An 11,214-nucleotide genomic window follows, 5' to 3' on the forward strand; every position below is an offset into this window, starting at 1 on the left:
GAGCCTCTCCCCGCAGGGGAGAGGGAAGAAAGGAAGGAAGGAGGGAAATAGGGGGAGGGATATAAAGACATATAAAAACCTTAAAAGACAAAGAAAGGCATTATAAAAGCTATAGCCAATTTTGGCAGAACCATTTTATACACAAGGAGAAAGAAAATGAAAACAAAAAATTTTATACTTATTCCAAGGAAATATTATGATATTTACTACGGAAGAGAAAATGTTGCAATTAAGTCAATAAAAGAACTACATGGCAATGACATTGGGATTAAAATTGTGTTATATTCACCAAATAACACTGTCTCCCATTTTTTATTTTCTACTGGGCAGAATGATTTTAGTAAACTCAAAAATAACACAATTACTGTGAAATTTATTGATAATGACCAAATTCAAGATGCTATATATAAAATAAAACCTATTTTTAAAGATAGTAAAGAAACTGAAATTTATACAATAAATATCAAATGCTATCCATCAAAATTTTATGCATCCCAGAAAATGACAGGGCATCCTCACATCATAGCACTTTATAATGACCCTATTCTTAATATTGGAACTGGTTCAGTAGATGACTGGTTGGTAACTCCTACTGAAGAAGAAAAAAAGTTTGCCTTGAACAAATGGGGTTCCTTAGTAGAGAATGAAAAAACAGATTATGAGAAAGCCAAAATTTTAGCCAAAACACTTATGCATGACCTTTGGCCACATTCTGGATTTCCTTCTGATGCAATGAATGTTCCTCCATTTGAGCAGTATAAAAGGATGGTATCAGGCAAAGATAAAGGATATTGCAGTAATTTTATGGCTATTTTTGTTCATGCCTGTAATTCACTTGGTATTCCTGCCCGGAGTTGTGGAATAAATGAAATTTATTTTAATCGTAATAATTCGGAAAAATGTAAAAAGATGAATATACAAATTCAAGGAGGCTCTTGTCATGGCACAACTGAGATTTTTGATAATGGTTTAAACCATTGGATATGGATGGATTTAAGGTATTATGCCTTAGGTGCCTGGATAGGTAATATAGGACCTCTTACTTTAGCAGAATTTCAGATATTTATAAATCAAAAACAAAGACGAGAAAAACTTAAACTTCTCATATATAATATGGAAAACAAAAGTGAAAAATTGCTACCTCTCAACAAATGCCCAAAACAGGAATTTAGTTGTTTTACTGGTTGGGATGTGAAACTAAATTATCAAAAAATGAAATAAATGGAAAATATACAAAAAAGCGAAAAAATTCAAGTTAGTTATGAAGATACAACACAACGGCAACATCTTTGCATACCAGCAATAGAAACATCTATGAGTAGAAGGTATCTATCAATTATGCAAAATTGGATCTCATTTGGTATGGAGTATTTTCACGATTGGCAAGTTTGTCCACACTGTGGACATTTTTTTGGTGGAGTGTTCTGGTATGGGATGGAAACAAGTTCCCCATTATTTGTCATTGCTGCGGTGGTTTCTTCTCCAGAATATAACCAAAAAGTAACAGGATATACAAAAAAGCAACTAATAAATGTAGCAGTTAAGGCACTGCGTTATCTGTGTTTCACACATGATACAGGTCCTCAAGATTGTGTAAGACCTGAAAAAGGGTTAGGAAATGCCACTCTTTTTGGAACAAAATGGGGAGAGAAAGGAAAGGGATTTTTCCCTGAAAGTCAGTGTGGTGTTACTTTATATAAGATAGTAATTTCTGCATTAATACTAAGGAAATGGATTGATAGAGAAACATGGATGATGATAGCAAAAATTTGTGCTGATTACTTGGAGCGTTTTGTAGATATGTCTCCTAAATCAGGAGTTTATTATGATACTCAAGCAGAAGAAAATACTTGGACTTCGTTAGGGCTGACTGCTGCAATGCTTTTTTTAGAAAATCATAAAGATGCAAAAAAATGGGAAGAATCTGCAAAACATTGGATGTTTTGTGCTGCTATTGTTCCTGATGACCTACATGATGATAGAAAAATAGACAAGATAGATAAGAAGAAAAGTATTAGAGAACTATGTAGTAAGAAAGTTACTTTTCTTCCAGATTTTATGGCAGAAAATCACGGTATAGTACATCCTAATTACACAGCATCTGTTATTTTAGGAGATATTATCAATCTATACCGTTTATTTGGAAGAAAAGAGCCCTCACACTGGTATTGGCACCGGCAGGAAGTATATGATAATTTGAAATTTCTCTCTGATAAGAATGGTATAGTTCATCCTGTGCAGGGGATGGATTGGCCTTATTTAACACCTTCTGGTTTACCAAGTGTTCATTGTTTTGCTCACTTATACCTGAAAGATAAAGAAGGGGCATATTTTGAAAATGCTGCATTAAATCTTGCAGAAAAAATAATAAAAGGTAATAAAGGAAGAATGTGGCATCCTGATATAGTTCAATATTGTCATAATATACAGGACCCTATGCTTTTATGGGAACACCAGATTTGTAATTTTGTTCCTCTTTATCTTGCTCATCGTATATGTGCAAAAGAAAAAATTATGAAAGTCCCTTCTCAAAAAATTATTTTTGCTAAATATGTTGGGGTTAGAAAATATCCTCATTCAGGATTTATTTTTCATAAACATAAAAATGGACAGACCTCATTTAGTTGGCGCAATCAGATTATGGCACTTCCTGTTACATCTGATGGTTTTTTGACAATTGCCCCCTCATTTAATTCTATATTGGGGAAAATAAAAGTTAAGGGATATACTGAACATTTTAAAGTTGAATATATACATATCAATGAAAAGGAAGATGGTTTTACAGCCATTATGAGGGTAATACTTAATGATGGATGTATCAAACAGGATATTATGCTTGCTTCATTGCCTGATGGTAAGTTTGTCTGTAAGGAGGTTTTTTGGGCATTGAAGGGCTGCACTGTGGAATATATTCAACAAGGATATATTGAAATAATGAATGAGAGATTTCCTGAACTTAAAATAAACTGCACAGGTTCTCGCAAGTTATATACTCCATCAGGAGTGTATAACTTTCCAAGTATGGTCAAACCAAATTCCAAATATGACAAAAAAGTAGAACTTAAAAGCCCCCCCTGGCTTAATCTTGATGATAGGATGGGTATTATTATTGCATCTGAGGGGCACCAGACACTTTACCATAATCGCCACTTTTTTAAACCATATCACGCTGTTACCGATGAACTCTTTTTGAATATGCATAACAAGAAAAATTTTTATAAAAAAAATAGTATAATTGCAGATATTTTATTCATGTTTATCCCTGGACAAAATCACAAGGATACCCCAAAACAATTATTTATCACACCTCTGTCTTGCTCTGAAGGTATTTGGGGAGCTCTTACAGATAATAATCTCATTGTAGGTAATTTAGATGTTTGTTCAGGTTCATATTCTATTGAATTTAAACGTCAAAAAACTATATCTGTTTTTCCCGGAATTACAAAAATAGAAAATGGAAAAGTATCTTATGAAGTTGATATAATTAAAGGGCAATCACTTTTCATGGAGTCATTATTTTCTATAGAAACCAACGGATTTTTTATAGTATCTGCGTTACCAGGAGGACTTGTTTATATAACAAACAATGGGCGAGCCAAAGAAATTCTTTCCTTGGACGGGGAAAAAATATCAGTTGATGCTGGTAAAACTATACTTCAAAAAAAAAGGTAGATAAGAATTAGTAATAACTTTTGAAGTAAAATTGAAAATTCGGAGAGAAATAAATGGGAATAAAAATAATAAAGATTGAAGAAAGTGTTTTTGCAGAAAATGATAAAATTGCACAGGAGAACTATAAATTATTAGAAAAAAAAGGAATTATTTCTTTTAATTTTATGGGCTCCCCTGGTAGTGGAAAAACAACCATAATTGAAGAGATGATAAAAAAATTAAAAGATAAGTATAAAATAGGTGTTATTGAAGGTGATATTGCCGGTTGTTTAGATAGTCAACGAGTTGAAAAACTTGGTATTCCTGTTGTTCAAATAAATACAGGTGGTGCATGCCATTTAGATGCAAATATGGTTAAAAAAGGGATTGAAAAATTACCCCTTGAAAATCTTAATATTATTTTTATTGAAAATGTTGGAAATCTTGTTTGTCCTGCTGAATTTAAATTAGGTAATAAAATTAATATAGTTGTTACAAGTACAACAGAAGGAAGTGATAAGCCAGTTAAGTACCCTTTGATGTTTAATATTTCTGAAATATGCCTACTGAATAAAATTGATATAGAAGATAATTATTTTGAAAAAGATACATTTTTAAAAAACTTAAAAAAGGTTAATCCTCATATTGTTGTTTTTGAAATTTCTGCAAGAAGAGGGGATAACTTTGAAAAATGGATTAATTTTTTTGAAAATAAACTCTTGAATAATTAAGTATTCCATTACTTTGTTAACGGATAACCTATTACCTTCAAAAAGTTTTTTCTCTTAATAAGGTTTACCCGTCTATCTTTGGAGAGGGGAAGGATGGGATGGATGTAGAAAGAGAAAGACAAGGTAATTTTGGCAGAACCCCGAAGGGGAAAGGAGAAAAAATGAAGAAATTATTTTGTGCAGTTGTTTTGAGTGTTTTATTTGTTTCTTATGGGTCTTGTGATTTGAAAGAGAAAGGAGTTTCTTTGACTATTTATAACCAGAATTTTGCTCTTGTTTCAGATGTAAGAGAAGGGAAAATTGAAAAAGGAGAGTCAATTCTTAAATTTACAGATATTGCATCTTTAATTGACCCAACAAGTGTTTCTTTTTCTTCATTAAATTATCCGGGGTTATTGAGTGTAATTGAACAGAATTTTGAATATGACCTGCTTAATCCTGATAAACTTTTAAACAAGTATATTGAAAAAAATATTCAGGTAATTACAAAAGATGGGCAATTGTATAGTGGACAACTTTTAAGTTTTAATAGTGGTCAATTGATAATCAAGTCAAAAGAAGAAAATGTATTTATGCTCAACAGAGAAAATATAAGGGATATAACTTTTGTTGAAATTCCAGAAGGTTTAATTTTAAAACCAACTCTTGTTCTTGAAATAAGAAATAATAAAGAGGTATCTCATATACTTCAACTTAAATATATTACTGATGGAATAAACTGGAAAGCAGATTATGTTGCAGAACTTTCACCAGATGATAAAAAAATGGATTTAACTGGCTGGGTAACAATTGATAATAGGTCAGGAGTAACATATAAAGATGCAAATTTGAAACTTGTTGCAGGAGATGTTAGAAAAATTTCTCAATACAGAGAATATGCAATGCCTGCTGGAAAAGTTCTTGCTGCACAGGCAGCTCCTCAATTTGTTGAAAGTCCATTTTTTGAATACCACCTCTATACTCTAACAAGACAAACAACTATTAAAAATAATCAAACAAAACAAATAACTTTTCTTTCCTCGGCCAATGTTCCTGTCAGGAAAAAGTTTATATATGATGGGGCGGCCAATAGATATTATCATTATGACAGTTGGCGTTCTGTCCCTTACAATGATAAAGTTGAGATTCATATTGTTTTTGAAAATAAGAAGGAAAATAATTTGGGTTTGCCCATACCAAAGGGAAGAGTTAGATTTTATAAAAAAGATACAGAAAATACTACTCAATTTATAGGAGAAGATAATATTGACCATACACCAGAAAATGAAAAAGTTGAACTTATAATTGGAAGTGCGTTTGATATAAAAGGTGAAAGGATAATTTTAGAGCATAATAAAATTTCAAGTAATATCTATAGTGATACATACCAGATAAAATTAAGGAATCACAAAAAAGAGAAAGTTGAAATAGAAGTGATTGAGCATTTATATGGTGATTGGGAAATTACTAAAGGTTCACAAAATTATGAAAAAGTTGATGCTAATACCATAAAATTTCTTGTTGAGGTACTTCCAGAAAAAGAATTTGTAATAAATTATACTTCTGTTTCCAAATTTTAACTTTCCTACCCCCTATTTTTTCTAAGGAGGGAGTAAGTAATTTTCCCCTTTTTCAAAGGGGGAAGTTTTTCTCCTTCCTTTATAAAAGCATGTCCGCCATAATACATGTCGGACAGGCTTTGTTAAAGGGGGAAGTATCTCTCCTTCCCTTATAAAGGGAAGGTAGGGATGGATTTTATTAAAATCTCCCCTTGCCCCTCTTTTCTAAAGAGGGGAATATAAAATCCCCCTCATCCCCACCTTCTCCCCAGTGGGGAGAAGGATGAAATCCCCCTACCCCCTTTTTCAAAGGGGGAAATAAAGCACCAAATCTGAGGCACAGAGTAAGCAACTTTAGTCGGTTTACTAAAGGGGGAACTTATGGGGAAGGGATAAGTCAAAGGGAGTGAGAGGGATTTGCCTTTCTTTTTTATTCTCCACTTCTTTATTTATCAGGTACTGGTTTGGAAATAAAATTTGAATATTCAAAATAAGAAATCTGCCCTGGAGCAACTTTGGTATTCAGAGAAACATAGGTAAAGAGTGAACCAAAAAAGATAGGAATAAACCGAACAAATGGATTTTCGTTCATTGGAATTATAATTAAAGGGATTTTTTTTGAGTAAGTATATGTAATTTTAATAAGGTCAAAAAGATTTTTTTCTGTTTTTATTAAAGTTGCAATTTTTACTATATCACCAACTTTATTTCCTTTTCTTACAATTTCTTTTAACTTTTTTTCATTCGGTGTTTTTTTAAAATTGTGGTATGAAACAATAACTTTTTTATTTTGACTTTCCACAATTTCAGTCACTTCTTTTAAAATTCTACTTTTAAGTTCTACATCAATAAAATCAACATAAGTAATTATTTTTTTAAAAATTTCAAGTCGTTCTTTGTCTTTTATATAATATGGGTTTTGTCCACTTTCTTTATACCATCTAATAGTTGCAATAATTTTTGTATTTAATTTCTCTTTAATTTTTAATATCCATTCAGGTAATTCATCTATTGTTTTTCTTTTTAAAAATTCATCAATTCTACATTCAACCAATGCAATATCTTTTAACTTTTCTATATCACTGTTTTCTTCATTTCCTGTTAATACCACACATATCTTCTTCTGTAAGTCACTGCCCAATAAATTTCCCATTTTTTCTTCCTTACTTATCTGAGTTGGTACGTTATCGTTTTCTAAATAATACAAAGGTAGGGATGGATTTAATAAAATTCCCTCAAAATCCCCCCTCCTCCGAGCTTTCTCACTCCGCCATAAATCTTGTCGGACAGGATAAGGGGAGAAGAAAATACATCCCCTCTCTCTTCCCCTCTCCCCACTGGGGAGAGGGTTGGGGTGAGGGGGAAATTTGAAATCCCTCTCTTTCCCCCTTTGTTAAAGGGGGAAGTATCAAAATCCCCTCTAATTCCCTTTAAAATCCCTCTTAATCTCTCCGCCAAAAAGCGCGTCGGACAGGCCTTTTATAAAGGGAGAAATTAAAAGGGGGAAATGACGCACCAACTCTAAGAAACAAGGTAAGCAACTTTAGTCGGTTTGTCAAAGGGGAGAACCCGGTTCTCATAGAGAACCATGTTCTTTTATCTTAACATTTGTCAAAATGGGGAACAAAGTATTCTTTTATTAACTGACACTTCCCCTTATTAGATTTCAAAACCAATATCAAGTTTGCTTTTTGCGAGAATATAACTATTTTGTAAAACAGTGTTCACATCTGAGACCTTTATACCAGCAGAAATTATTATCTTTTTTGCAAATTCATCATCTATTAAATTTTCTGGTGAATGAGTATCTGTATCTAAAATAATTGGGAAACCATATTCATACCATAATCTAACAATATGACCATTAGAAAGACAATGTCCTTTTCTTGCACTTATTTCAATATAAATTTTTTTTTCAGCAGCAAGAATTGCATCTTCTTCACTTAAAATCCCCGGGTGACCTAAAATGTCAATATCACTTTCTATCCCTTTTCTATTTGTTCCTTTGGAAACTGGTTCTACAATTGTTTCTCCATGAACTACTATAAGTTTTGCACCAATGTTTTTTGCAATTTGGACAAGAACAGGAATATCTATTGGGTTGACATGAGTAATTTCTACACCTGGTATTGTCTTTATTTTGTAATTTCTATTTATTCTATCACAAACTCTTACCAATGAGGAAACAACCATTTCAACATTCGAAAAATCAATATGGTCTGTAAAAGCAATAACTTTATATCCTTTTTCTTCTGCTCTTCTTGCAAGTTCAGATGGAAGTAGACAGCCATCTGATAGAATTGTATGAGTATGAAGGTCAATCATTTTCTCCCTCCTTTTCTGTTTTTTGTTTTCCACGGGAATAATGAACTCCATGAACAACAACATCAACTTTAATTACTTTCAAGCCAGTTATTCTTTCAACTTCTTCTTTTATTTTTTTCTGTATTTGATAGGTAATTTCAGGTATATCAACTCCATATTCAATAATAATACCGAGTTCAAAACTTACTTCATTTTCTCTTACTATAATTTTAATTCCAGCATCATGTGTTTTTCTAATTAATTGGGCAATTCCTCCTACTAAACTTGTTATAATTTTATAAACACCTGGCACTTCTTTTGCTGCAATTCCCGCAATTGTTCCTAATACCTCATTATCAATTCTTACACTTCCTAATTCACCATTTTCCATATTTTCTTCTCCATTTTAAACAATTTTACTATAATGACTTGGAATATTATTCCTTTTCAGTATGTTCTAACTTTTGTTTATTACTTTTTTTGCAATGTAATTTTCAAGATAGCCAACATAATATCTGCCGCTTAAAAAAACTGGGTTATCCATTATTTCTTTATAAAATGGAATTGTTGTTTTTACTCCCTCAATCACTGTTTCTTCAAGCGCTCTTTTCATCCTTCTAATTGCTTCATTTCTATCTCTTCCATAAGTTATAAGTTTCATCAATAGGGAGTCATAATAAGGTGGAACAATATATCCTTCAAAAATATGTGTATCAACACGAACACCAGGACCTGATGGTAGAAACAGTTTTTCAATTTTCCCTGGAGAAGGTAAAAAATTGTTTTCAGGGTCTTCAGCATTTATTCTACATTCTATTGAATGTGCCTGTATTCCAATATCCCTTTGCTTGAAAGATAATTTTTCTCCACTTGCAATTAAAATTTGACTTTTAACAAGGTCTATGCCCGATACTAACTCTGTAATTGGGTGCTCTACCTGAATTCTTGTATTCATTTCTATAAAGTATGGTTTTTTATCTTTATCAACAAGAAATTCAATGGTCCCAGCATTTAGATATTTTATATTTTTTGCAAGTTTATATGCATATTTTTGTAATTTTCTTCTTAATTTTATACCAATAACAGGAGAAGGACTTTCTTCAATTAATTTCTGATGTCTCCTTTGAATTGAACAATCTCTTTCCGGGAAAAGGTATATGTTTCCTTTTTTATCAGCAAGAAGTTGTATTTCAATATGTCTTGGTCTTTCAAGAAATTTCTCAATGTAAAGGCCTCCTTCCCCAAAAGAAATTTTTGATTCTTCATAGCAGGTGTTCCATAAATTTTCAAATTCATCTGCACTACTTACAATTCTCATACCTCTGCCTCCACCACCAGCAGATGCTTTAATTATTACAGGAAAACCAATTTTTTTTGCATGATGGAGTGCTTTATCATAATTAAATTCTTCATATCCAGGAATTATGGGAATTCTGCATTTTTTAGCGATTTTTCTTGCCAATGGTTTATCTCCCATGGTTTTTATGTTTTCAGCGGTGGGTCCAATAAAAGTTATTCCTGTTGCATTACATATATCAACGAACTGAATATTTTCTGACAGGAATCCATATCCAGGATGAACTGCATCTGCTTTTGTTATTTCAATGGCACTAATGATAGAAGGAATATTCAAATAACTTATTGAAGGTGAACTTCCTCCAATACAAATTTTTTCATCAGCAAATTTTACAGGATATGAATTCTTATCAACTTCTGAATATCCTATCACTGTTTTAAGTTCAAGTTCTTTACAACTTCTCAAAACCCTGAGAGCAATTTCTCCTCTATTTGCTACAAAAACCTTTTTTATCATTTTATTTCAATTACGAAAAGGACCTGACCAAACTCAACTGGTTTTCCATTTTCAACCAATATTTCTTTAATAGTTCCGTCAACATCTGCTTTTATTTCATTCATAACTTTCATTGCTTCAAGAATACAAAGAACATCTCCATTTTTTACTTCTTTTCCGACTTCAACAAAAGGTGGACTTTCAGGAGAAGGAGAGCGATAAAAAGTACCAACAAGGGGTGATTTAACATAAACAATATTTTCTATTTTTTGAGTTTGTTCTTCTGTTTTCTTTAAAATATCAGATGGATTTATTTCTTCTTTTGTTTCCCATTCACTTTTTTTACCAAGAATAAGATGAAAATCACCTTTTTTGATTTCAAGATAGTCAAGGTCATATTTTTTCATAAATTCAGCATAAACTTTTATTTCATCTGTTTTCATTTTATTATTTAAACTCTTGTTATGTATTCGCCTGTTCTTGTGTCAACTTTTATCGTATCTCCAATTTCAATAAATAAAGGCGTCTGAACAATTAAACCAGTTTCTACTTTAACTTTTTTTCTTCCACCTTGGACAGTATCTCCTTTATATCCGGGTTCTGCTTCAATAACTTTTAAATCAACAGTTGTTGGTAAGATAATGTCAATAATTTCTCCATCTAAAAAAGCACCGTATGTTTGTACATTTTCTATTAAAAACTTCTCTTTTTCTCCAACAATTTCTTTTGCCACAGGAAACTGCTCATAAGTATTACTATCCATAAAATAAAAAACATTTCCTTCTCTATAAAGGTAGGTTAAAGGAATTTCGTCAACGAAAACATCTCCAACTTCAAAATCAGACCTGAAAGTAAGTTCAACAGTTTTGTTTGTTTTCATATCTCTAACCTTGATAAATACCTTACCTCTACCTCTTGATTGAGTAAGATGACTATAAGAAAGTACTGAATAAATATTATCTTCATATTTAAATAAACTTCCTTCTCTTAAATCAATTACTTTCATATATTCTCCAATTTCTTTTGTAAGGGAAAGACAAAATTTTTAATCTCCCTCTTTCCCTGTTGTGCTATCTGAAAACTCCAAAATCTCTTTTCAAAATTTCCATAACCCGTTGTGCTATCTGAAATCCCACTTTATAAAGGGGGAGAATACTCTCCCTCCTTTAAAAAAAGGAGGGCAGGGGTGGATTTTAAA

At 31.9% G+C, this 11,214-nt stretch carries 11 protein-coding genes; 4 read left to right on the forward strand and 7 right to left on the reverse strand.

Going from position 1 to position 11,214, the window contains the following annotated elements:
• Positions 1-156 precede the first annotated feature (156 nt).
• From PLW95_00700 to PLW95_00715, 4 genes are all read left to right on the forward strand, one after another.
• A complete protein-coding gene (locus tag PLW95_00700) occupies positions 157-1,221 on the forward strand; it encodes a transglutaminase domain-containing protein (GenBank protein HOV21188.1) in 1,065 nt (354 codons plus the stop codon).
• Positions 1,222-3,672 (forward strand): hypothetical protein, encoded by a 2,451-nt coding sequence (locus PLW95_00705; protein HOV21189.1) that lies wholly within the window; start codon positions 1,222-1,224, stop codon positions 3,670-3,672.
• 53 nt (positions 3,673-3,725) lie between these two features.
• Positions 3,726-4,382: a hydrogenase nickel incorporation protein HypB gene (gene hypB, locus PLW95_00710; protein ID HOV21190.1), complete on the forward strand. Its 657-nt coding sequence runs from the start codon at positions 3,726-3,728 to the stop codon at positions 4,380-4,382.
• Positions 4,383-4,543: 161 nt separating this feature from the next.
• Entirely contained in the window at positions 4,544-5,941 is a 1,398-nt protein-coding gene (locus PLW95_00715; GenBank protein ID HOV21191.1) for a hypothetical protein, read from the forward strand.
• Positions 5,942-6,365: 424 nt separating this feature from the next.
• Here PLW95_00715 and PLW95_00720 read toward each other — a convergent pair whose 3' ends face one another.
• The 7 genes from PLW95_00720 to efp all read right to left on the reverse strand — a co-directional run bounded on the left by PLW95_00720 (position 6,366) and on the right by efp (position 11,022).
• Positions 6,366-7,073, reverse strand: coding sequence for a type I 3-dehydroquinate dehydratase (locus PLW95_00720; protein ID HOV21192.1), 708 nt, complete (start codon positions 7,071-7,073; stop codon positions 6,366-6,368).
• Between the two features lie 68 nt (positions 7,074-7,141).
• Positions 7,142-7,378, reverse strand: coding sequence for a hypothetical protein (locus PLW95_00725; protein HOV21193.1), 237 nt, complete (start codon positions 7,376-7,378; stop codon positions 7,142-7,144).
• A 201-nt stretch (positions 7,379-7,579) separates the two neighbouring features.
• The gene (locus tag PLW95_00730; protein ID HOV21194.1) at positions 7,580-8,245 is read right to left on the reverse strand and encodes a histidinol phosphate phosphatase domain-containing protein; all 666 of its coding nucleotides are present in this window, start codon (positions 8,243-8,245) and stop codon (positions 7,580-7,582) included.
• Positions 8,238-8,615: an Asp23/Gls24 family envelope stress response protein gene (locus tag PLW95_00735; protein HOV21195.1), complete on the reverse strand. Its 378-nt coding sequence runs from the start codon at positions 8,613-8,615 to the stop codon at positions 8,238-8,240. Before PLW95_00735 ends, PLW95_00730 begins: the two co-directional genes overlap by 8 nt.
• Before the next feature lie 66 nt (positions 8,616-8,681).
• Complete coding sequence (accC, locus tag PLW95_00740) at positions 8,682-10,037, reverse strand: acetyl-CoA carboxylase biotin carboxylase subunit (protein HOV21196.1); 1,356 nt, start codon at positions 10,035-10,037, stop codon at positions 8,682-8,684.
• A complete protein-coding gene (gene accB / locus PLW95_00745) occupies positions 10,034-10,459 on the reverse strand; it encodes an acetyl-CoA carboxylase biotin carboxyl carrier protein (GenBank protein ID HOV21197.1) in 426 nt (141 codons plus the stop codon). The genes accC and accB overlap by 4 nt, the downstream gene beginning before the upstream one ends.
• Positions 10,460-10,467: 8 nt before the next feature.
• Positions 10,468-11,022, reverse strand: a complete 555-nt coding sequence (gene efp, locus PLW95_00750) for an elongation factor P (GenBank protein ID HOV21198.1) — start codon at positions 11,020-11,022, stop codon at positions 10,468-10,470.
• Between the last annotated feature and the right edge of the window lie 192 nt (positions 11,023-11,214).

The organism is bacterium, assembly GCA_035370465.1.
Taxonomy (GTDB): domain Bacteria; phylum Ratteibacteria; class UBA8468; order B48-G9; family JAFGKM01; genus JAGGVW01.

Excerpts from the sequence above, each read along its gene's own strand:
- PLW95_00715 (HOV21191.1), top strand. The coding sequence starts at position 4,544 with ATGAAGAAATTATTTTGTGCAGTTGTTTTGAGTGTTTTATTTGTTTCT.
- PLW95_00735 (HOV21195.1), bottom strand. The coding sequence starts at position 8,615 with ATGGAAAATGGTGAATTAGGAAGTGTAAGAATTGATAATGAGGTATTA.
- PLW95_00700 (HOV21188.1), top strand. The coding sequence starts at position 157 with ATGAAAACAAAAAATTTTATACTTATTCCAAGGAAATATTATGATATT.
- efp (HOV21198.1), bottom strand. The coding sequence starts at position 11,022 with ATGAAAGTAATTGATTTAAGAGAAGGAAGTTTATTTAAATATGAAGAT.
- accB (HOV21197.1), bottom strand. The coding sequence starts at position 10,459 with ATGAAAACAGATGAAATAAAAGTTTATGCTGAATTTATGAAAAAATAT.
- accC (HOV21196.1), bottom strand. The coding sequence starts at position 10,037 with ATGATAAAAAAGGTTTTTGTAGCAAATAGAGGAGAAATTGCTCTCAGG.
- hypB (HOV21190.1), top strand. The coding sequence starts at position 3,726 with ATGGGAATAAAAATAATAAAGATTGAAGAAAGTGTTTTTGCAGAAAAT.
- PLW95_00720 (HOV21192.1), bottom strand. The coding sequence starts at position 7,073 with ATGGGAAATTTATTGGGCAGTGACTTACAGAAGAAGATATGTGTGGTA.
- PLW95_00730 (HOV21194.1), bottom strand. The coding sequence starts at position 8,245 with ATGATTGACCTTCATACTCATACAATTCTATCAGATGGCTGTCTACTT.
- PLW95_00705 (HOV21189.1), top strand. The coding sequence starts at position 1,222 with ATGGAAAATATACAAAAAAGCGAAAAAATTCAAGTTAGTTATGAAGAT.